General features: G+C 71.5%; 14 protein-coding genes. 7 read left to right on the forward strand and 7 right to left on the reverse strand.

Annotated elements, in window-relative coordinates; translation table 11 throughout:
* Nucleotides 1-71: 71 nt before the first annotated feature.
* Nucleotides 72-3,542: an efflux RND transporter permease subunit gene (locus TsocGM_RS03145; RefSeq protein WP_126723863.1), complete on the forward strand. Its 3,471-nt coding sequence runs from the start codon at nucleotides 72-74 to the stop codon at nucleotides 3,540-3,542.
* 87 nt (nucleotides 3,543-3,629) lie between these two features.
* On the opposite strand, the gene TsocGM_RS03150 is transcribed toward TsocGM_RS03145, so the two are convergent.
* From TsocGM_RS03150 to TsocGM_RS03170, 5 genes are all read right to left on the reverse strand, one after another.
* Entirely contained in the window at nucleotides 3,630-4,442 is an 813-nt protein-coding gene (locus TsocGM_RS03150) for a rhomboid family intramembrane serine protease (RefSeq protein ID WP_126723864.1), read from the reverse strand.
* A gap of 199 nt (nucleotides 4,443-4,641) precedes the next feature.
* Nucleotides 4,642-6,024, reverse strand: a complete 1,383-nt coding sequence (locus tag TsocGM_RS03155; RefSeq protein WP_126723865.1) for a DUF1501 domain-containing protein — start codon at nucleotides 6,022-6,024, stop codon at nucleotides 4,642-4,644.
* A 291-nt stretch (nucleotides 6,025-6,315) separates the two neighbouring features.
* On the reverse strand, nucleotides 6,316-9,324 hold the full coding sequence (locus tag TsocGM_RS03160) for an FG-GAP-like repeat-containing protein (RefSeq protein ID WP_126723866.1): 3,009 nt from the start codon (nucleotides 9,322-9,324) through the stop codon (nucleotides 6,316-6,318).
* Nucleotides 9,325-9,418: 94 nt separating this feature from the next.
* Entirely contained in the window at nucleotides 9,419-10,510 is a 1,092-nt protein-coding gene (locus TsocGM_RS03165; protein ID WP_126723867.1) for a DUF1559 domain-containing protein, read from the reverse strand.
* 172 nt (nucleotides 10,511-10,682) lie between these two features.
* Entirely contained in the window at nucleotides 10,683-10,880 is a 198-nt protein-coding gene (locus tag TsocGM_RS03170) for a hypothetical protein (RefSeq protein ID WP_126723868.1), read from the reverse strand.
* 652 nt (nucleotides 10,881-11,532) lie between these two features.
* On the opposite strand from TsocGM_RS03170, the gene TsocGM_RS03175 reads away from it, so the two are divergent.
* From TsocGM_RS03175 to TsocGM_RS03190, 4 genes are all read left to right on the forward strand, one after another.
* Nucleotides 11,533-12,264 carry a hypothetical protein gene (locus tag TsocGM_RS03175; protein ID WP_126723869.1) on the forward strand — a complete coding sequence of 244 codons (732 nt, stop codon included), beginning with the start codon at nucleotides 11,533-11,535 and terminating at the stop codon, nucleotides 12,262-12,264.
* A gap of 155 nt (nucleotides 12,265-12,419) precedes the next feature.
* The gene (locus TsocGM_RS03180) at nucleotides 12,420-13,133 is read left to right on the forward strand and encodes a C39 family peptidase (RefSeq protein ID WP_126723870.1); all 714 of its coding nucleotides are present in this window, start codon (nucleotides 12,420-12,422) and stop codon (nucleotides 13,131-13,133) included.
* Between the two features lie 35 nt (nucleotides 13,134-13,168).
* Nucleotides 13,169-14,653, forward strand: a complete 1,485-nt coding sequence (locus tag TsocGM_RS03185) for a RimK family protein (RefSeq protein WP_126723871.1) — start codon at nucleotides 13,169-13,171, stop codon at nucleotides 14,651-14,653.
* Complete coding sequence (locus TsocGM_RS03190; RefSeq protein ID WP_126723872.1) at nucleotides 14,650-15,888, forward strand: carboxylate-amine ligase; 1,239 nt, start codon at nucleotides 14,650-14,652, stop codon at nucleotides 15,886-15,888. Before TsocGM_RS03185 ends, TsocGM_RS03190 begins: the two co-directional genes overlap by 4 nt.
* 27 nt (nucleotides 15,889-15,915) lie before the next feature.
* On the opposite strand, the gene TsocGM_RS03195 is transcribed toward TsocGM_RS03190, so the two are convergent.
* Nucleotides 15,916-17,079 carry an exo-alpha-sialidase gene (locus tag TsocGM_RS03195; RefSeq protein WP_158633351.1) on the reverse strand — a complete coding sequence of 388 codons (1,164 nt, stop codon included), beginning with the start codon at nucleotides 17,077-17,079 and terminating at the stop codon, nucleotides 15,916-15,918.
* Between the two features lie 145 nt (nucleotides 17,080-17,224).
* Nucleotides 17,225-18,364 carry a tRNA dihydrouridine synthase DusB gene (gene dusB / locus TsocGM_RS03200; RefSeq protein WP_233578227.1) on the reverse strand — a complete coding sequence of 380 codons (1,140 nt, stop codon included), beginning with the start codon at nucleotides 18,362-18,364 and terminating at the stop codon, nucleotides 17,225-17,227.
* A 233-nt stretch (nucleotides 18,365-18,597) separates the two neighbouring features.
* Here dusB and TsocGM_RS03205 point away from each other — a divergent pair, with 233 nt between their 5' ends.
* Complete coding sequence (locus tag TsocGM_RS03205) at nucleotides 18,598-19,800, forward strand: class I SAM-dependent methyltransferase (RefSeq protein ID WP_233578229.1); 1,203 nt, start codon at nucleotides 18,598-18,600, stop codon at nucleotides 19,798-19,800.
* Between the two features lie 190 nt (nucleotides 19,801-19,990).
* Nucleotides 19,991-20,896, forward strand: coding sequence for a DUF6263 family protein (locus tag TsocGM_RS03210; protein WP_126723875.1), 906 nt, complete (start codon nucleotides 19,991-19,993; stop codon nucleotides 20,894-20,896).
* The last annotated feature ends 25 nt before the right edge of the window (nucleotides 20,897-20,921 follow it).

Consider the following 20,921-nt stretch of genomic DNA (forward strand, 5'->3'; position numbering starts at 1 on the left):
CCACGCGAACGCCCGCCATCCCCCTCGAAGTCCCTTCCCCCGACGACCGCCCCACGGCCGAGGCCTCCCCGATGCACCCGAGCGACGATTCCGAGCCCCGGGGCGGCGACCTGATCGCCGCCTGCGTGTCGAACAAGGTGAAGGTCGCCGTCGGCGTCCTGCTGGTGGCGCTCTTTGGCTCCATCGCGCTGCTGACGATGCCCACGCAGCTGACCCCCGAGGTCCAGGTCCCGACGATCACCGTCGAGACCCGATGGCCGGGGGCCAGCCCTCAGGAGGTGGAGCGGCAGATCGTCCTGGAGCAGGAGGAACAGCTCAAGAGCGTCGAGGGGGTCGTCGAGATGACCTCCGAGGCGACCGACTCCCGAGCCCGGATCACCCTGGAGTTCAGCGTCGGTACCGACCTGGCCGAGTCCCTGCTGAAGGTCAGCACCCGGCTGCAACAGGTGCCCGAGTATCCCGAGGACGCCGACGAGCCGGTCATCAGCACCTCCAGCCTGTCCGACCGGCCGATCGCCCGCTACATCATCGGCCAGGTGCCGGCCGGCGACGACGAGATCCGGGCCTTCATCGCCGAGCACCCCGACCTGGAGGACGTGCTCGGCCCCGCCCTGCGAACCGAGCACATCAGCCTCCGGCTGTTCCGGCTCCGGAGGGCCGCCCAGGATCACCCCGAGGTGGCCGCCCTGCTGCCCGAGCCGTTCGACGTCTCCACGCTGCGGAAATTCAGCGAGGACGTGGTCGAGCCCCGGCTGGAGCGCGTGCCCGGCGTGGCCGACGCCGAAACCCTCGGCGGCCGCGAGGTCGAGATGCAGGTGATCGTCGACCCCGAGCGGCTCGCCGCCCGGCAACTGACGATCGCCGACGTGCGCGACGCCCTGCGGAACCAGAACGTCGACACCTCCGGCGGCGACTTCTGGGAGGGGAAACGCCGCTATGTCGTCCGCACCCTCGGGCAGTTCCGCAGCCCCGAGCAGGTCGGCGCCGTCATCATCGCCCGCCGAGACGACGCCCCGGTCTACGTCCGAGACGTGGCCGAGGTCCAGATCGGCTACCGAAAGCCCGACAGCGTCGTCCGCCGCTACGGCGAGTCGGTCATCTCGCTGGCCGTCCAGCGCGAGACGGGGGCCAACGTGCTGGAGGTCCTCCGGGGGCTGGACGAGGCGATGGCCGAGCTGAACGCCGGGGTGCTCAAGCCCATGGGCGTGCAGCTGATGGAGACCTACGACGAGACGGACTACATCTACTCGGCCATCGACCTGGTGCAGAACAACATCATCATCGGCGGCCTGCTGACGGTCGCCGTGCTGCTGGTCTTCCTCCGCAGCGGCCGGTCGACGCTGGTCATCGGGCTGGCGATCCCGACGAGCATCGTGGGCACGTTCCTGATCCTCAGCCTGCTGGGCAGATCGCTGAACGTCATCAGCCTGGCGGGCCTGGCCTTCGCCGTCGGCATGCTGGTGGACAACGCGGTCGTCGTGCTGGAGAACATCTACCAGCACCGAGAGCGCGGCGACCGCGTCATGAAGGCCGCCGTTCGGGGGACGAAGGAGGTCTGGGGGGCGGTCCTCTCCTCGACGCTGACCACCCTGGCGGTCTTCCTGCCGGTGCTGTTCATCGAGGAGGAGGCCGGGCAGCTGTTCCGGGATATCGCCCTGGCGATCAGTGCCGCGGTCGGGCTGTCGCTGGTCGTCTCGATCACGGTGATCCCCACCGCCGCGGCGGCGATCCTCCGGGATCGGAAGAAGGCCCCGGCGGTGGTGGTCGGGTCGAACGGCGCGACGCCCCACCTCGGGTCGGGGCGCAACGGCTCCCCCGCGACGGCGGCGGTCGGGCAGGGGGGGCGGTCGTGGCGGTCGCTGCTCTCGCCGCTGGACGCCCTCGGGCGCCGGTTCGTCGCGCTGGCGGTGGCGATCAACCGCTGGCTGCTGGGCGGCCTGACGCGCCGGCTGGTCACGGCGGCCGTGCTCGTCGTGGGCGCCATCGGGGTCAGCTCCTTGCTGCTGCCGAAGGTGGAGTACCTGCCCTCGGGCAACCGGAACCTGGTCTTCGGCATCGTGCAGCCGCCGCCGGGCTACAACCTCGACCAGTTGATGGCGATGGGAGAGGAGATCCAGCAGGCGCTGGCTCCCTCCTGGGACGTCGATCCGGGCTCGGCCGAGGCGCGTAACGGCGAGTACCCGATGATCAGCGACTTCTTCTTCGTCGCCCGGGGCCGCCAGATCTTCATGGGCCTGCGCAGCTCCGACCCGCTGCGGGCGGCCGACCTGATCCCCCTGGTCCGCGGCGTGGGCAAGAAGATCCCCGGCTCGATCGTCGTGGCCAAGCAGTCGAGCCTCTTCGAGTCGGGGATCACCGCGGGCCGAACCGTCGAGATCGAGATCATCGGCCCCGACCTGGAGAAGCTCGTCGACCTCGGCGGCCGGGTGCTGGGGCAGGTCAACCAGCTCATCCCCGACGTCCAGGCCCGGCCCGTGCCCAGCCTGGACCTGTCCAGCCCCGAGGTGCACGTCATCCCCAAGTGGGAGCAGGCGGCCGACCTGGGGGTGAACGCGGCCGACCTGGGCTACATCGTCGACGCCCTGGTCGACGGCGCCTACGCCAGCGACTACTACCGCGGCGGCGAGAAGATCGACCTGACCCTCATCGGCCGCCAGCGGTTCGCCACCCGGACGCAGGACCTGCAATCCCTGGCCATCGCCACCCCCTCCGGCCAGCTCGTGCCGCTGGCGGCGGTGGCCGACGTCCAGCTCCGGAGCGGCCCCGAGCAGATCGACCACCGCGAGCGCCAGCGGGCCATCACCATCGAGGTCACCCCTCCTCCCGAGGTCCCGCTGGAGGCGGCCATGGACCTGATCCGATCCGAGATCGTCCTCCCGCTGGAGGAGGGGGGAGAGCTGGACGGGACGACCCGCATCAACCTCTCCGGCACCGCCGACAAGCTGCGGCAGACCTGGAACGCCCTGCGGTGGAACGTCCTGCTGGCGCTGATCATCACCTACCTGCTGATGGCCGCGCTGTTCGAGTCGTGGCTCTACCCGCTGGTGATCATCCTCAGCGTGCCGCTGGGGGCCGTCGGCGGGCTGGCCGGGCTGAAGCTGCTCAACCTGTTCGTGCTCCAGCCGCTGGACGTGCTGACGATGCTCGGCTTCGTCATCCTGATTGGCACGGTGGTGAACAACCCGATCCTGATCGTCCACCAGGCGCTGATCCACATCCGGGAGGAGGGCATGCCCACCGACCGGGCGATCGTCGAGGCCGTCCGCAGCCGCATCCGGCCCATCTTCATGACGACCACGACCACGGTGCTCGGTCTGCTGCCGCTGGTCCTCTTCCCCGGGGCCGGCAGCGAGCTGTACCGAGGGCTGGGCAGCGTGGTGCTCGGCGGCCTGATCGCCTCGACCGTCTTCACCATCATCCTCGTCCCCACCCTCTTCAGCCTGGCGCTGCAGGCCCGAGACGGGCTGGCCCGCCTGCTCGGCCGATCGGTCGAGGCCGAGGCCGGATTGATCGAGGAGCCGCAGCCGATCGTCGCCGCCTGACCAGGGGAGGATCGGCCGGTGATCCGTGCCGTCGCGTCGGTTCGTTCCGATCCGCTCGGAACCGATCCGGTGGGATCCGATCCGAGATCAGCGCAATCCCCTGCCGGGGCGATGGGGAGCAGACGCCCAGCCGACCGTCAGCGGGTTTTCCCCCGAGTCCTCGGCCCGTCGCCGGTAGTTCAGCCCGATGAAGATTCCGGCCGCCGCCCCTCCAATGTGGGCGGCATAGGCCACTCCTCCCCCCGCTCCGGCCGAGGAGAGTTGGCCCATCCCCAAGACCAGTTGCATCACGATCCACAGCCCGATGACCAACGCCGCCGGCAGACTGACAATCGTCCGAATGAGCAAGACCCAGACCCGGTTGTGCGGAAACCAGACCAGGTACATGCCCATCACCCCGGCGATCGCTCCGGAGGCTCCCAGGCTCGGCACCAGCGACGACGGCGCCACGGCGATGTGAGCCAGGCTTGCCATCAGGCCGCAGAGCAGATAGACCGCCAGGTATCGGCCGTGGCCCAGGGCCTCCTCCACGTTGTCGCCGAAGATCCAGAGATACAGCATGTTGCCGGCCAAATGCAGCAGGCCGCCATGCAGGAACATCGCGGTCAAGAGCGTCATCCAGATGGGGAACGGCACCGGGCCCTGCGGGATCTGTTCCTTCCGCTCAACGATCCAGGGCCGTCCCAGCAGGTCGGTGGTGACGCCCTGGACGACCAACTCCACCGGCTCGTCCAGATCCACCCCTCGGGTGATCTCGAACGGAGTGGCCGCGAAGGCGACGGTGAACGTCTCCGGCTGGCTGGCCTGGATGAGAAAGACGAGAATGTTGGTCGCGATCAGGCCGTAATTGACCCAGGGAACGATCCGGGTCGGGTGCTCGTCGCCCAGGGGCATGACCATCGGGGGGGCTTCCGTCGGACTCGGCGGGCTCGGCGGACGTGCGAGCCGGTCAAGGGCCGTACCCTCACCCCGGCTCCCACTCCGGAACCGATTGTACCCCGCACGCCTGGCTCCGCCAGCCGGCTCCAACCGCAGGCGAGGGATCCCGGACGCCCAGCGGCCCTCCCCAAGCCAGGCTCGGGGAGGATCGCGCCGCGGTTCAAAACAGCTCGGTGATCGGCTCCGGATCGTCGAGCACAGAGATCGGCCGGTTGAGCTGGTCGAAGAGCTGAAGGTGCGGGTCGATGCCGAGGACGCGGTAGACGGTGGCGTGCAGGTTCGAGGGAGTCACCGGGCGGTCGTGGGGGAACATGCCGAGGCGGTCGGTGGAGCCGACGACCCGGCCGCCCTGGACGCCGCCGCCGCCCATCAGGCAGAACATGGCGTGGCCCCAGTGGTCTCGGCCGGGGGTGCCCATGCTCAGGGGGGGGCCGCCGTTGCCGCCGTCGTTCATCTTGGGGGTGCGGCTGAACTCTCCGGTGAGCATCACCAGGGTGGAGTCGAGCAGGCCGCGCTGGTGCAGGTCCTCGAAGAGGGCGGAGACGCCGGAGTCGACGATCGGCAGGAGGGTCTCCATCCCCTTCTGGAGATCCCAGTGGTGGTCCCAGCCGCCGAGGTGGACGGTGACAAACGTCACGCCCGACTCGACCAGGCGGCGGGCCAGCAGCATGCTCTGGCTCCAGGGGTGGCGGCCGTAGCGGTCTCGGGTGCGGGGGTCTTCCTGGTTGATGTCGAAGGCCCGGCGGGCGTCGGGGCCGGTGACGAAGTCGAAGGCCTGCTCGGAGAAGCGGTCGACCTCCCGGGCGGCGGAGATGGCGTCCCGGGCCCGGCAGGCGGCGTCGAGGCGATCGCGGAGCGACCGGCGGTCCTCCAGGCGGTCGATGCTCAGCCCAGGCAGGAGGTTGAGGTCCTGCACGGTGTAATTCTCGGCGTTGGGGTCGCCGCCGGGCTGGTACGGGTCGTACTGCATGCCCAGCAGGTTGCCGCCGAAGTACCCGGGGTTCAGGCCGACGCTGCTGGCCACCGGCACCGAGGCATAGGCCGGCACCCCCGGCTTGCGGGGCCCCAGCTCCCGGGCGGCGATCGACCCCAGCGACGGGAACTTCGGCGTCGTGTTCGCGCCGGAGACGCCCAGCCCCTTGGCCGTCAGGATGTGGTGGGCGCCGGTGAAGTGGTCGCCGGAGTCGTGGTGCAGCGAGCGGACCATCGAGAACTTGTCCGTGTGCCGGGCCTGCTTCGGGAACAGCTCCCCGATGTCGAAGCCGGGCACGACGGTCGGGATCGGCTTCCAGATGCCTCGGTACTGCTCGGGGGCCTCGGGCTTCAGGTCGTAGAGGTCCATGTGGCTCGGGCCGCCGTCGAGCCAGATGAGGATGACCGAGGCCGGCCGGCCGCCAAGGCCCGAGGCCGCCGACGTCTCCCGGGCCGCCAGCAGCCGGGGCAGCCCGACGCTCGCCAGGCCGGCGACCCCCAGTTGCAGGAAGCTCCGGCGCGAGCGCCGGTCGCAGTACGAGCCCGCCGCCCCGAGGTCGATGCGCATCATTGGGAGTCGACTCCTTCCCCGGGCCGCCGCCGGGGATCGTCCCCCTTCGGCCCGGCCCGCGACGACCGATTCACCGTCCCCTGCCGCCGCCCCCGGCCGGGGGCCGGGCCTCCTCCGGCCCGGGAGACGACTCGCACCGCTCGGGCGGATCGGCCTCCGGTTGGCGCCATTTTCGCCCTGCCCGGCGCGGATATTCAACACGGTTTCCACAAATTTTGGAAGTCGGACCTGGCGGAGCGGCCTCCGGCGGGTGGGGAGGCGGGAGGGACTCCGGTCGGGATCGACTCGGCCCTACTCGGGAGGGGGGCCCGGGGGGCGGGGCCCTCCTTCCAGCGGCCGGGCTGTCGGGGAGCCCTCGACGAGGCGGTAGGAGGCGTTTGGGGAGAGGTTCTCGAACCGGTCGACCTGGCCGCTCGGCCAGCGGACCTCGACGGCGACGGCGGTCAGGTCCGCTCCGGCGCCAAGGCCGACGAGCAGGCGGCCGTCGTTGGCGGAGAGGAAGCTGCCGCCGCCGACCCGGCAGAGGGTTTGCGTCCTCCCGTCGGCGGTGACGACGACGACGGCTCCCACGCCGTCTCGGTTGGATCGGGTCCCTTCGAGCCGGAGGGTGAGGAAGCGGCCGGTCCCGGCATCGGACGGGTTCCCCCCGGGGCCGAGGTTGCGGAGGAAGGCGAGCGGGCCGGCCTGGGCGAGGATGAGGATGTCGGGGAGGCCGTCGTTGTTCAGGTCGCCGGTGGCGAGGCCGCGCGCCACGCGGTCGACGGACCAGCCGTCGCCGGCGCGGTCGGTCACCTCGACGAACCGGCCGTTCCCCCGGCCGAGGAAAAGCTGCGCGGGCATCGCGTAGGGGGTTCCGGGGCGGAAGTCGTTGACGTGGCCGTTGGCCTGGGCGAGATCGAGGAGGCCGTCGAGGTTGGCGTCGAGCAAGGCGACGCCGAAGCCGAGCACGAACCGAGTCGGGGCGGCCAGGCCGGCGTCGAGCGAGGCGTAGGAGAACTGGCCGCCGCCGACGTTGCGGTAGAGCGAGGTGGACTCGCCGTAGAAGTTCGTCACCAGCAGCTCGGGCCGGGCGTCGCCGTCCAGGTCGCCGCAGCAGACGCCCATGCCGGCCTGGTAGCCGCCGGCGGCGTTCGAGGCGACGCCGGCCAGCTCTCCCGACTCCTCGAAGCGGAAGCTTCCCCGGTTGAGGAACAGCAGGTCGGCGGTCATATCGTTGGCGACGAAGAGATCGATCCGACCATCGGCGTTCACGTCGGCGGCGACCACGCCCAGGCCTCGGCCGTCTCGGTCGACGATGCCGGCCGATTCGGTCACGTCGACGAACACGCCGCCGTCGTTGCGGAAGACGCGGTCGGGCTCGGCCTCGAAGCGGCGGGGGACGCAGTACATGAAGCGCCCCGGGCGGTCGGGGTCGGGGCAGGGCGGGTCGCGGTCGGGATCCCAGCGGAGGTACTGGCAGACATAGAGATCCAGGTCGCCGTCGTTGTCCAGGTCGGCGAACGCCGCCGAGGTCGGCCAGCCGCGGTCTCCCCCCAGGCCGGCGGCCTCGGTCCGGTCCTCGAAGGTGCCGTCTCCTCGGTTGCGGTACAGGGCGTACGACCGCCATCGGGTGACGAACAGGTCGGGATGCCCGTCATTGTCGATGTCTCCCACGGCGACGCCGTGGCCGAAGCCCCGGGGGAAGGAGGCGATGCCGGAGGACTCGGAGGCGTCCTCGAAGGTGCCGTCTCCTCGGTTGCGGAAGAGGCGGTCGCCGCCGCCGGGGCCGGGGGAGCCTCCCGGGAACCGGCCTCCCTGGACGCAATACACGTCCAGCCAGCCGTCGCCGTCGAAGTCGAGCAGGGCGAGGCCGCCCCCCATCGTCTCGGGCAGGCGGCGGGAGGGAGACTGGTCGTTGTCGTAAACGAAGTGGAGGCCGGCGGCCTCGGCGTCGTCCCGGAAGATGGGGACGGGGCCCGTCGTCCCGGCCGGCTCGGGAGAGGACGCGCTGGGAATGGCCTCGGGGATCAGCTCGGCGAGCGATCGGCCCGGGTCGGCGGCGGGGGGAGCCGGGGAGTCGTCCAGGCGGTCGAGCGCCTGCCGGGCCTCGGGGTCCCCCCGGTCGTCCAGGGCCAGGAGGGTCCACCAGCCGATCGCCTCGAAGCGGCGGCCGAGCGCCTCGGCGAGCCGGGCCAGCGCTCGGGCCGGCGGCCGACCGCCCGCGGCAACCTCCCCCATCAGCCGGGTATAGTCATCCGTGAGGCGGTCGATCTCTGCCTTGCGGGCCCGGCAGCGGTCTCGGAGCCCGGCCAGGCCGGCCTGGGCGGCGAGGTCGCCGAGGCGGGCCCAGGAGGCGGCGTCTCCGGGCCGGAGGGCGACCAGCCGCTCCAGGGCGGCACGCTCGGCGTCGGCGTCTCCCCGCAGCGCGGCAAGCCGAGCCCGGATCGAGCAGACGCCGGCCGGGTCGAGCCGGTCGGCGGGGATCCGGGCCAGGGCCTCGGCGGCCGAGCCGGGGCGATCGGCGGCCAGGGCCCATTCGAGCCGGGCCCGGGCCACGTCCGGATCGTCGGGCCGGCGGGCCTCGCAGCGGTCGAGCCAGCGGTCGGCCTCGTCGAGCCTCCCGGCGCGTCGGGAGAGGTCGGCCAGGCCGAGCCAAACGCGGTCGTCGTCGGGGGCCTCGCGGTGGGATCGGTCGATCGCCTCGGAGACGGCGTCGATCGGCAGCGCCTGGGTCTCGGCCAGCCAGTGCGACCGCAGCAGCCCGGCCGCCGCTGCCGGGCCGTCTCGGAGGGCCGTCGGCCATTGCCGGCGGAACGACTCGGGGAGCGCATCGGAGCGTCCCGAGAACAGCAACAGTTGTTGGACGAGCCGGATCGCCTCCTCGCCGATCGCGTCTCGGCGGTCGACCAGGAGGGCCAGGCTCTGCTCGGCGGCCGAGAGCCGTCCGTGCTCCAGGGCCAGGCGGGCGCGCTCCAGGGCCGCCCGAGGGGAGAGCCCGGAGTCCTCCGGCACCCGGGCCCAGGCGTCGAGCGCGGCGTCGACGCGGCCGAGGCCCGCCTCGCTCGCCCCGAGGGCGAAGGCGATGTCGGCGCGGTCGGGGAAGCGGGCCGAGAGCCGGGAGAGCCGGCCCCGGGCCTCCTCGAACCGCCGGGCGGACAGCTCGGCCTCGGCCCGGTCCAGCTCGGCCTCGACCCGGAGCGCGGCGGCCGCCCAGGACAGCCCGAGCCCGGCCGCCGCGAGGACCGGGACCAGCCAGGCGGCCCGACGCGCGATCGCCTTCGCCTTCTCCTTCGCCTTCGGCGGGACTGGGGGGAGGCTCAACGGTCGCGCTCGCGATCGGGGGACAGGACCGGACGCCCCCTCCCGGCGCGTCGGCTCGGCAGGGGGCGTCCGGAAGGAGCGGTCGGAACGGGCGTCAGTACTGATCGGCGCTGACCACCTCGCCGTGCGACCGGGTGCCCAGGGCCCACCAGGTGGGCATGGCGATGGTGCTCTTGATGAACTTCACGCTGCCGTCGCCGAACAGGACGTTGGCCCCGCCCGGGTGGGCGCTGGTGGCGTTGACAATGTTGGAGTGGTCGGAGGAGTAGACCGTGCCGCAGCCCTGGCAGCCGAAGCGGCAGTGGCCCCACTGATACTGGGTGGAGTTGGGCGGGACGATCGTGTTGAACAGGGACATGTTGTCGGCGCCCCAGGCCCAGTACCAGCCGCGGTTGGTGGCCAGGCCGCTGCCCACGCCAGCGATCTTCCACTGGGCGGTGCAGGCCTGGAGGTTGTTCATCGTCGTGGGGATGTCCTGGTTGGCGTCATAGTGGCCGACCAGGCCGTCCCGGTTGACGCCGGTGACATACGGCTCGACGGTCGTGTTGCCGCTGCCGACCAATCCCTCGCTGAAGGCCACGGTGTTCGACGAGCCGTCCCGGACGTTCTGGAGGCCGTAGGAGGTTGCATAATAGAACATGCCGGTGCTGCGGCCGCCGGGGCGGAAGCAGTCGTCCTGGTTGAGGTTGCCCGACGAGTTGGTCGTCGTGCCGATGCTGGCGTAATAGTTGTTGATGAACGACTGGCCGGCGTTGCCGTCCGACGGGCAGAGGAAGACGGAGAGCTTCGAGTAGACGACCGTGGTGTTGTAGGGGGCCGACGGCCAGGAGATCGGGTCGAAGTTGAAGTTGATGGCGCTATAGAGGGGCTGGCCCTCGATGTAGCCCAGCAGCATGGCGTGCGGGCTCCAGCCCATCCAGTTGATGCAGGTCCGGCCGCCATCGCCCAGATTCACCGGGTTATTGCTGGCGGCGGCACCGGGCGGGAAGACGTTGTTGGCACTGTGGTAATTGTGCATGCCCAGGCCGATCTGCTTCAGGTTATTCGTGCACTGGGCCCGCCGCGCCGCCTCTCGGGCGCTCTGCACCGCCGGCAGCAGCAGGGCGATGAGCACGCCGATGATCGCGATGACCACGAGCAGCTCGATCAGGGTGAAACCGCGGACATTCCTGGACGATATGTGCATGAGAACACCTCCTCGGGGGACAGGGCGTCCCGGATCCCCCCGGCCGGCGTGGCGGGGGGATCCGGCGAGTTAAAGAGGCGACATCGACGGCCTCCCGGTGCCGACGGCGAGTGAATCGCATCCGGGGTGGCGCGCCGAGAGCCTCCCGGCGCGACCGGTCATCCCGGCCCGGTCAGCCGCCCTTCTGCATCTGCTGTCGGTAGTAATCCATGGATTCCTTCGCCTTCGCGGCCGGGTTCTCCGGATTCTCTTCCGGCACGACCGAGTCTCCCTTGTTCCCGCCGCAGCCGACGCTCGGCGACACCGCCACGCAGGCGAGGGCCAGGGCCAGGGCCCGGGCGGCCCGAACGCCCGCCAGGGTCATTCGCATCGCTCTCTCCAGGTTCTTCGAGAAGGGGAGACGAGTTCTTCGATGGAGGAAGAGGCAGGAACGCTGCCGTACGCACGCGACGACCCCACGATCCGGCGAGCCGTCCCGGCCTCCGGCCGATCTTCCCGCACCGTTCCTCGGCAACGGGAGCGCTCCCAGGCTCCGTTGTTGGGAGCCCTGAACTTTGAGGACGATCCTGCGAGGTCGAACGACCCCGGCAACCCCCGAGAACTCGGGTCGAGGACCGACCCGCGCCTAAGTTATCCGGCGACTCTCGTGCTGGATCAATACCCATGTCAGGAATTGTCTCGGATTTTTCGGAGGGGGCCCGCCAGGACCGAGCGGATGACACCGGCTCGTGATCGCCTCGGCCTGGAATTTGCCGCAATGTCCGTGCCGGGGCGGCCGGCTCGGGGAGCGGAGACGACGCCTTCCGCTCGGGATGCGGACGCATCGCTCTCGCTTCTTCCGACCGGGGGGGATACCCGATTGCATCGGCGAGTCGGTTGCCGATAATAACGCCCAGCGAGGCATGGGGGGCCGTCGGCGCCAGGGGGGGGTCGGCCGGTCCCTCGGAGCGGGGACGAACGCGATGAACCCACCCGAATCGGCCGGCGGGCCGGCCCCGGGATCGATCGACCCACCCTCACCCTTGGCAGCCGAAACCGGCGCGGGCGCCCGGCCGGTTCGGCGACCGCCCTGGGTCGCGGCGCTGGCGGCGGGAGTGGTCGCCGCCGGCCTGAGCTGGGGCGCCGGCGAGGTGGCCAACGGCCTGTTCGCCCCCCAGCTCCTCGTCGACCCGATGAAAGGGCCGACCGCCGGCGCCGCCAGCAACGAGGACATCCGCCGCGGCCGAGTGCTCGACGCGACGCTGACCTACGGCGTGCAGGGGGCGGTGCTCGGCCTGCTCCTCGGCCTGGCCGGGGCGTCGGTCGGCGGTACGGGCCGCTCCGGGGCGATCGGAGGAGCGGCCGGCCTGGCGGCCGGCGGCCTGCTGGGGGCCGGGGGCGCGTCCATCCTGTTCTCGATCTACCTGGAGAACGTCGATCCGAACGCCAACGACCTGCTCTTCCCGCTGGCGATCCATGCCGGGGTCTGGTCCCTGGTCGGCCTGGCCGGCGGCCTGGCCCTGGGCCTGGGGGCCGGAGGGGGCCGGAGCCGGATCGCCCGGGTGGCGGTCGGCGGGCTGGTCGGCGGGGCGATCGGGGCGGCCGTCTACGAGGTCGGCGGCGCGATCCTCTTCCCGATCGCCAAGACCAGCCAGCCCATCGCCGAGGAGGCAATGGCCCGGCTGCTGGCCCACTCGGTGACGAGCGTGCTCGCCGCGCTGGTCGCCGCCATGTCCCTGGCCGAACCGAAGCCTCGCCGAGGGGCCTCCGGCTGACCCGGGGCCGAGGCCGTCCGCCGCCGGGTGGCGCTGCCTTCCCCTCCTCCTCCCCGTAGAATGGAACGATGGCCGGCCCGATGCCCGACACCCGACGCCCGACACCACGCCGGGATCGGGAATTGGCCGGCGCCGACGGGGGGGGGGCGCCCGAAGTGGAAACGCGCCTGAAGTTCGAGATCCAGCCGCAGCCCGACGACGTGACCTGCGGGCCGACCTGCCTGGATGCCGTCTACAGCTACTACGGCGACGAGATCCCGCTGGAGCAAGTGGTCCGAGAGATCCCGCAGCTCGAGGGGGGCGGCACGCTCGCCGTCCTGCTGGGCAGTCACGCCCTGCGCCGGGGCTACGAGGCGACCCTCTACACATATGACCTCCGCCTGTTCGACCCCACCTGGTTCACCCCCGAGGCTCCCCCCCTGGCTGAGAAGCTGACGGCGCAGGCCGCCGCCAAGGAGAACCCGAAGCTCCGAGTGGCGACGGTCGCCTATCTCGACTTCCTCCGCCTTGGCGGCCGGATCCGGATGCGCGACCTCAACGGCGCGCTGATCCGCCACTACCTCCGCCGAGGGGTGCCGATCCTGACCGGCCTGTCGGCGACGTACCTCTACCGGATGCCCCGGGAATACGGACCGAAGTCCGACCACGACGACATCCGGGGCGAGCCGGCCGGGCATTTCGTCGTGCTCTGCGGGTATGACCAGCAGACCAGGGACGTGCTGGTGGCCGACCCGCTCTGGCCCAATCCGCTGGCGCCCGACCACTACTATGTGCAGGGCATGGATCGCGTGCTCTCAGCCATCATGCTCGGCATCGTCACCTACGACGCCAACCTGCTGATCGTCCGGCCCCGGGGCTCCCCGCGCTGACCGGCCGCACCAGCCCGATCCGAAGGGATTGCCTCGTGCCGACGCTCATCGTCACCGACGACGCCAAGGACTGGCCCTCCGAGCTGCCCGAGGCCGAGGTCGTCGACGCCTGGTCCTACCTCACCGCCCCCCGGTTCGCCGCGCTGCGGGGGGCGAGGCTGTACAACCTCTGCAAGTCGTACCGCTACCAGAGCGCCGGCTACTACGTGTCGCTGCTGGCCGAGGCGAGAGGCCACCGCCCCTTGCCCTCGATCACCACGATCCAGGACATGCGCTCCCCCGCCATGATCCGGCTGATGGGGGACGAGCTGGAGGAGCGGATCCGGAAGGACCTGCACCCGCTCCAGTCGGGCGCCTTCACCCTGAGCGTCTACTTCGGCCGCAACATGGCCAAGCGCTACGATACGCTCAGCCGATACCTCTTCGATTCGTTCCGGGCGCCGATGCTGCGGGCCCAGTTCAAGCGGCTCGACGGCAAGTGGCAGCTTCGCGGCGTGGCCGCCATCGGCGCCAGCGAGGTGCCCGAGGCGCACTGGCCGTTCGTGGCCGAGGCCGCCCGAGAGTTCTTCGCCGGCCGCCGGGGGGCCGTCCGGCGCCGGGCCGCCTCGCGATACGACGTGGCCATCCTCCGCAACCCGGCCGAGGCCGAGCCTCCCTCCGACGACAAGGCCCTGCAGAAGTTCGCCAAGGCCGCCGAGGCCGTCGGCCTGGCCGTCGAGGTCATCGGACCGGACGACTACGGCCGCATCGCCGAGTTCGACGCCCTCTTCATCCGGGAGACGACCGCCCCCAACCACCACACCTACCGCTTCTCTCGCCGAGCCGCCGGCGAGGGTCTGGTGGTCATCGACGACCCGGAGTCGATCGTCCGCTGCTCGAACAAGGTCTACCTCGCCGAGCTGCTCTCCCACCACCACATCCCCGCGCCGAAGACCCTGGTGGCCCACGAGGAGAACGTCGACCAGGTGCTCGAGCGGATCGGCCTGCCCTGCGTGCTGAAGCAGCCCGACAGCTCCTTCTCCCGAGGCGTTCTCAAGGTGGAGACGGCCGACGAACTGCGCGACGAGCTGGCCCGCTTCTGGAAGGAGTCGGATCTCGTCGTCGCCCAGGAGTACCTGCCGACCACCTTCGACTGGCGGATCGGCATCCTCGACGGCCAGCCCCTGTTCGCCTGCAAGTACTTCATGGCGAGGAAGCACTGGCAGATCATCAAGCGAGACGCCGAGGGGAGGTCCTCCTACGGCAAGTTCGAGACGCTCCCGGTGGAGCTGGCCCCGCGCAAGGCCGTCCGCATCGCCACCAGGGCCGCCGAGCTGATCGGAGACGGCCTCTACGGCGTCGACGTCAAGCAGTCGGGCGACCAGTTCTACGTCATCGAGGTCAACGACAACCCCAACATCGAGTCGGGGGTCGAAGACGCCATCCTCCGGGACGAGCTGTACCGTCGGCTGGCCGACGTCTTCCTCCGCCGCATCGAGCGGCGCAAGGCGGGCTACGGCGGGGGGACCAATCGCCCATGAGCCTGCACCTCTTCGAGGCGTTCGGGGTCGAGCTGGAATACATGATCGTCGACCGCCAGACGCTCGCCGTCCGGCCGATCGCCGACCTGCTGCTCTCGGCCGTCTCCCCCTCGGGAGGCCCCGAGCCGGAGGTGGCGCTGGGGCCGATCTCCTGGTCGAACGAGCTGGCGGCCCATGTCGTCGAGCTGAAGACGACCGAACCCTCCCCCTGCCTCTCCGGCCTGGCCGACCGCTTCCAGGAGCACGTTCGCCGGATCGACGCCCTCCTCGAACCGATGGGGGCCCGGCTGCTGCCCTCGGCGATGCACCCGCTGATGGACCCGGCCGCCGAGGCCCGGCTCTGGCCCCACGGCTTCGGGCCGGTCTACCAGGCGTTCGACCGCATCTTCGACTGCCGGGGGCACGGCTGGTCGAACCTCCAGAGCATGCACCTGAACCTCCCCTTCTCCGGCGACGAGGAGTTCGCCCTCCTGCACGCGGCGATCCGACTGGTATTGCCGATCCTCCCCGCCCTGGCCGCCAGCTCCCCGATCGTCGAGGGCCGCCCCACCGGCCTGATGGACAACCGCCTGGAGTTCTACCGCCACAACTGCCGCCGCGTTCCCCAGGTCACCGGACGAGTGATCCCCGAGCCCGCCTTCTCCCAGGCCGAGTACGACCGGCGGATCCTCGAGCCGATGTACGACGCCATCGCCCCGCTCGACCCCGAGGGGATCCTCCGCTTCGAGTGGCTCAACGCCCGGGGCGCCATCGCCCGGTTCGACCGCTCGACGATCGAGATCCGGCTGCTCGACGTGCAGGAGTGCCCCCGGGCCGACCTGGCGATCGCCACCCTGGTCGCCGCCGCCGTCCGGGCGCTGGCCGAAGAACGCTGGTCCTCAACCGTCGCGCAGCGATCCATCCCCGTCGACGTCCTGGAGCCGATCCTGCTGGGCTGCGTCGCCGAGGCCGACCGCGCGTTGGTCGCCGATCGGGACTACCTCCGCTGCTTCGCCCTGGCGGACGCCGGCCCGATGACCGCGATCGACCTCTGGCGAGGCCTGTTCGCCGCGCTCCGGGACGACCTCGGCCCGCCCGAGGACCGTCAGCCGCTGGCGCTGATCCTGGACCGGGGGCCGCTCGCCCGTCGCGTTGTCGAGCGCCTCGGCGCCGACGCGACGCCGACGCCCGAGGCGATCCGATCGGTCTATGGCGAGCTCTGCGACTGCCTGGTCGAGGACCGGCCCTTCTCCTGACACGGCCCGGCCCCGCCCTCCCGGGGCTCAGGGCGTGCCCGGATTCCAGATCGTGGCCGCGAGGTAGCGGTCAGGGCCGGAGCGGTCATGGTAGTAGTAGACCGAGAGCACGGTCCCGTCCGGCCGGACGACCGACCGGACGTAGCCGATGTCCGTGCCGCCGCCGTCGTCCCGCAGGGTGATCGCCTCGCTCCAGGTTCGGCCTCCGTCTCCGCTGAGCCGGGCGACGATGCCGAACGGCTCCCGTCGGAGGCCATAGACCAGCGCCAGCCTCCCATCGGGCAGCCGGACCAGGCTGGGAGGGTTTCCGGTGCCGCCGTCGGGCTCGGGGGTGGAGAGGAACTCCCACGAACGGCCGTTGTCGTGCGAGGCGTAGGAGTCGATCCAGGCCCGCTCCGAGTCTCGGAGTCGGATCGTCGTCACCAGGTCGGTCGGCCCGGTGCGGACGGTCGAGGGCATGATCGCGTAGCCGTCCTCCGGCTCGGGGCCGATGTACGAGAGGAACTCCCAGCTCAGGCCGCCGTCGCTCGTTCGAGCGGCGAAGGGGCGGCCCTCCCGGCCGTCGGACTTCGAGGCGGTCAGCATCGCGAGGCAGTCCCGGGGGCCCTCCACGAGGTAGTCGGTCCGGGCCATCACCCCCGGCTGGCCGAGCATCGGCAGGCGGAACGGGCCTCGCCACGACCGGCCCCGGTCGTAGGAGTAGGAGAACCAGGAGGCGCCCCCGTCCTTGTCCTCCATGCGGAGCGTCAGGGCGAGGTCGGGGTGGGTGAAGTCGATCGGCTCGTCCAGGGGGATGGGCCGGTGCTCCGGAGCGTCGGGGGGCCGGGTGCCGTGCCTCATGCCGGCGGCGCCGGCCAGGGCGGCGAGAGGTTCTGGCTCCTCGACGGCCCAGGTCAGGCCGCCGTCGAGGCTGCGGGCGAGCAGGTGCTCCTCCGGCCGCTCTCGGTCGATGTGGTGATACGAGCCGAGGTCCTTGTACGTCCCCCGGCTGAAGCCGACGAGGATCTCGTCGCCCCAGGCCCACATGCCGTGGTTGGCCGGCCAGCCGGCGAACCGTCCCGGCTCCCGGTAGACAACCACATGCCGTTCGACCCTCGGCCCGTCGTCCCCTTCGCCGGCCAACGCGACGCCCGTCCCCAGCCCGACCGCCAGGAGCGCGAGGCCCCCGGCCCATCGACCGCCTTTGCTCACCGTCACCATCGTTCCAGCCTTTCAGTCGGGATGTCCTTGACGACTCTTCGGCCCGGCCTTGCCGACGGCTCGGGCCGGCCGTCCCCACGTTGCCCGCCCCGGGGCTCTCGGTCAACAGGAGGGGGGGCCGGGCTCGATTCGAGGCTCACCACCTGTCGATCGGCCCCTTCGGCGTCGGAACGCGAGGCTCGAACTGGGAGGGCAGGGGGGCGCTGGGGCCGGCGGCCCGGATCTGGGCGACGACCTCGTCGAAGCGGGATCGGCTGGGGAGGTTGACCAGGCGGAGGTACAGCTCCTTGGGCGGCCGGATGGCGTAGCTGTACCACTTCAGCACCTTGCGGAACTGGAGGCAGGCCAGGTGCTCTCCCCGGGTCTCGACAAGGCGGTGGAAGTGGCGTTCCATCACGCCGAGGCGGTCCTCGAACGAGGGCTCGGGCCCGGCGGTACCGTGCTCGGCCCAGTGCTGGAGCTGTCGGAAGAGAAAGGGGTTGGACAGCGCCCCCCGGCCGATGGAGATGGCGGCGCAGCCGGTTTCTCGGAACATGGCCTCGGCGTCGGCGACGGTGCGGATGTCGCCGTTGCCGACGACGGGCATGCGCTCGACCGCCGCGACCACTCGGGCGATCCCCGAGCGGTCGACCGCGCCGCTGAACCCCTGGGCCCGGGTGCGGCCGTGGACGATGACGGCCGCCACGCCGATCGACTCGAACAGCCGGGCCAACTCGGGGGCGGTCGGGTGCTGCTGGTCCCAGCCGAGGCGCATCTTGACCGTGACGGGCACGGGGGAGTGCTCGACGACGGCCTCCACCAGACGCCTCGCCCCCTCGCCGTCGCACATCAGGGCCGAGCCGCCGCCGGCCTTGACGACCTTCCGGACGGGGCATCCCATGTTGATGTCGATGATCGAGGGACCGAGGTCGGCGACGATCTTGGTCGCCTCGATCATCTCCCAGGCCGTGGCCCCGTAGATCTGAATCGACGCCGGCTGGTCCTCGGGGGAGGTCGCGGCCAGCTCGAACGACTTGGGCCGCCGCTCGATCAGGGAGCGGGCGTTGACCAGATCCGTCGTCGCCAGGCCGAGCCCGCCCAGCTCCCGGACGGTCAGGCGGTATGCCAGGGCCGTGTAACCGGCCAGCGGCGAGAGGAAGAAGCGCGTGGGCACCGTGACCGAGCCGATCCTCAGCGGCTCCTTCGCCCTCGGCGGCGGGGGAGGCAGCGGGGGAACGGGGCGGCATCGAGGCGAGGGGGCCGAGGTCGAGGTCGAGGTCGGAGCGATCGCGGACACGTCGCGGGGCCTCCTGGGCGTCGGCGTCGCGGTGGCTTCGGGGGCGATTCGTTATTCTAGGGGGATCGGACGCGATTTGTCTCCGCCAGTACGGGAGCGGGGGGCCGGATCGCGATCGCTCGGCCCGCGACGATGCGGGGGAGGAAGACCGAGGGGGGCCAGCCGACCCTCCGCCGATCTCCCCCGAGCCGCCGGCCGACCGAGCGCCGACCCCCACCCTGAGGATGCCCCTGATGACCCCCGCCGACGCCGAGTTCTCCCTGCTCTCCACCGAAGATGGCCGCGCCCTGCTCGCCGAGGTCGAGGCCGCCCCCCGGCCCGGCCCGGCCGAGCTGGCCCGGTGGCGGAACGGGGCGCCGGCCGAGGTCGTCTCGGCGGCGGTCCACCTGGCCGAGGCTCGCCGGCGGGGCCGGGCGAAGTTCGAGCGCGCCGACCGGATGTGGCTCGACCCGACGGGCCTGGAGCAGGCGACCGCCGAGGCCGTCTCCCGGCACAAGGCGACCCGGTTCCGGGGCTCCTCGACGGTGGTGGACCTGTGCTGCGGCATTGGCGGCGACGCGATCGCCCTGGCAAGGGAGGCCGGCCGCGTGATCGCCGTCGACCGCGACGAGGGCATGGCCCGCCGGACACGGTGGAACGCGGGGGTTTACGAGGTGGGAGATCGGGTGTCGGTTGTCGTGGCCGACGCCGAGCGGTTCGAGCTCCCCGAGGGGGCCCTCGTTCACGTCGACCCCGACCGCCGCGTCGAGGGGGCCCGGCGCGCCGCCCAGAGGCTCGCCGACTATCACCCCGGCCCCGAGTTCCTCCTCGGCCTGGCCCACCGCTCCCCCGGCGGGGCGATCAAGCTCGGCCCGGCAAGCGACTTCGACGCGCATTTCTCCGGCGATCGGTTCGAGGTCGAGCTGGTCAGCCTGGGAGGAGAGGCCAAGGAGGCGACCGTCTGGTTCGGCGGCCTCGTCTCCTGCCGACGCCGGGCCACCCGGCTGCCCGAGGAAGCCACCTGGACCGACCGCGACGGCCCCCCCGGCGCCTACGCCTCCTCCCGGCCGCTGGACCGCTGGGCGTTCGACCCGGATCCGGCCCTGCTGCGCTCCGGACTGGTCGACTCCTTCGCCGAGGCGCACGGCCTGGGACGGATCACCGAGGCCGCCGACTTCCTCACCGGCCCGAGCCGAGTCGACTCGCCGTTTCTCGCCGCCTTCGAGGTGATCGAGGAGCTGCCGGTCGACGTGAAGGCGCTCCGCCGGGCGGCGCTCGATCGGGGGATCGGCACGATGGAGATCAAGGTGCGGGGCATGGAGATCCGCCCCGAGACGCTTCGGACGCAGTTGAGGTTGAAGGGCAGGGGGGCGGCCAGCCTGCTGCTGGTCGGCGGCGGCCGGTCGGGGCCGGCCCGGGCGGTGCTCGCGCGCCGGGCCTCCCGGGTCGGGGCCTGAGCGGCCGATCGGCCGTTCCCGGGGTCGGGCGGGGTTGGCTTGCCAGCGGGGGGCAGGGCCGGTCAAACTGATCACGCCCTCGGCCGGGATCGATCGGCGCCGCCCGGCCCGACGGCCGGGAGGGCCCAACTCGACTCGACTCGACTCGACTCGACTCGGATCGAGCCCGGTCCCCGCACGGAGCACCCCGATGTCTCGCCGATTCGCCCCGATCCCCCTCCCCCTCGCCCTCGCCCTCCTGCTGGCCGGTCCCGCCTCCGGGCAGGAGCTGCTCCGCTGGAAGTTCACCGAGGGGGACTCGCACCGCTTCGAGCTCTCCCAGGAGCAGGTCATCAGCGCGACGGTCGCCGAGCAGGACGTTTCGACCTCCACGCAGCAATCCATCGCGATGACCTGGGACGTGCTCTCGGTCGAGGAGGACGGCTCGGCCCGGCTCTCCCAGACGATCGACCGGGTGAAGGTGCTCCAGAAGACCCCCTTCGTGGAGATCTCCTACGACTCGGCGGCGGAGGCGGGGGAGGAGGCCCCCTCGGGCCCCTCGGCGATGCTCAAACAGGTGGTTGACGCCCTGATCGGCTTCCGGGTCGTGCTGGTGATGACCCCCCGGGGAGAGGTCCGAGACGTGGAGCTGCCCGAGGAGACGCTCGAGCGGCTCAGGTCCGCCGGCCCGGCCGCCGCGGCGCTCCAGAACCTCTCCACCCCCGAGGGGATCGACCGCATGATCTCCCAGGCGACGCTCGTGCTTCCCGAGCGTCCCGTCGAGGCCGGCGCCTCCTGGTCTCGCACCGCCGAGCTGCCCACCCCCCAGGGGGAACTGACCCTGACCAGCACCTTCTCCTACGAGGGCCTCCAGGACAACCTGGCCACCATCGGCCTGACCCTGACCGTAGACGCCATCCGACCCAACGCCGACGCCCCCTTCCGGCTCGAGGTCGGCGACCAGGCGGGCTCCGGCTCCTACTCCTTCGACCCCGCCCTCGGCGTCCTCCGCTCCTCCCGGGTCTCGCAGTCGCTCACCTTCCTCATCACCGTGATGGACCAGCAGTACTCCTCGGAAGCGGAATCGACGACCACGCTCACCCTGATCGACCCGTGACGCCGGGTCGACCGTCTGGAAGCGA

Source organism: Tautonia sociabilis (assembly GCF_003977685.1).
Lineage (GTDB): Bacteria > Planctomycetota > Planctomycetia > Isosphaerales > Isosphaeraceae > Tautonia > Tautonia sociabilis.

Coding starts and splice junctions, on each gene's coding strand:
- TsocGM_RS03145 (WP_126723863.1), top strand. CDS start 72: ATGCACCCGAGCGACGATTCCGAGCCCCGGGGCGGCGACCTGATCGCC.
- TsocGM_RS03150 (WP_126723864.1), bottom strand. CDS start 4,442: ATGGTCATGCCCCTGGGCGACGAGCACCCGACCCGGATCGTTCCCTGG.
- TsocGM_RS03155 (WP_126723865.1), bottom strand. CDS start 6,024: ATGATGCGCATCGACCTCGGGGCGGCGGGCTCGTACTGCGACCGGCGC.
- TsocGM_RS03165 (WP_126723867.1), bottom strand. CDS start 10,510: ATGCACATATCGTCCAGGAATGTCCGCGGTTTCACCCTGATCGAGCTG.
- TsocGM_RS03170 (WP_126723868.1), bottom strand. CDS start 10,880: ATGCGAATGACCCTGGCGGGCGTTCGGGCCGCCCGGGCCCTGGCCCTG.
- TsocGM_RS03190 (WP_126723872.1), top strand. CDS start 14,650: ATGAGCCTGCACCTCTTCGAGGCGTTCGGGGTCGAGCTGGAATACATG.
- TsocGM_RS03205 (WP_233578229.1), top strand. CDS start 18,598: ATGACCCCCGCCGACGCCGAGTTCTCCCTGCTCTCCACCGAAGATGGC.
- TsocGM_RS03210 (WP_126723875.1), top strand. CDS start 19,991: ATGTCTCGCCGATTCGCCCCGATCCCCCTCCCCCTCGCCCTCGCCCTC.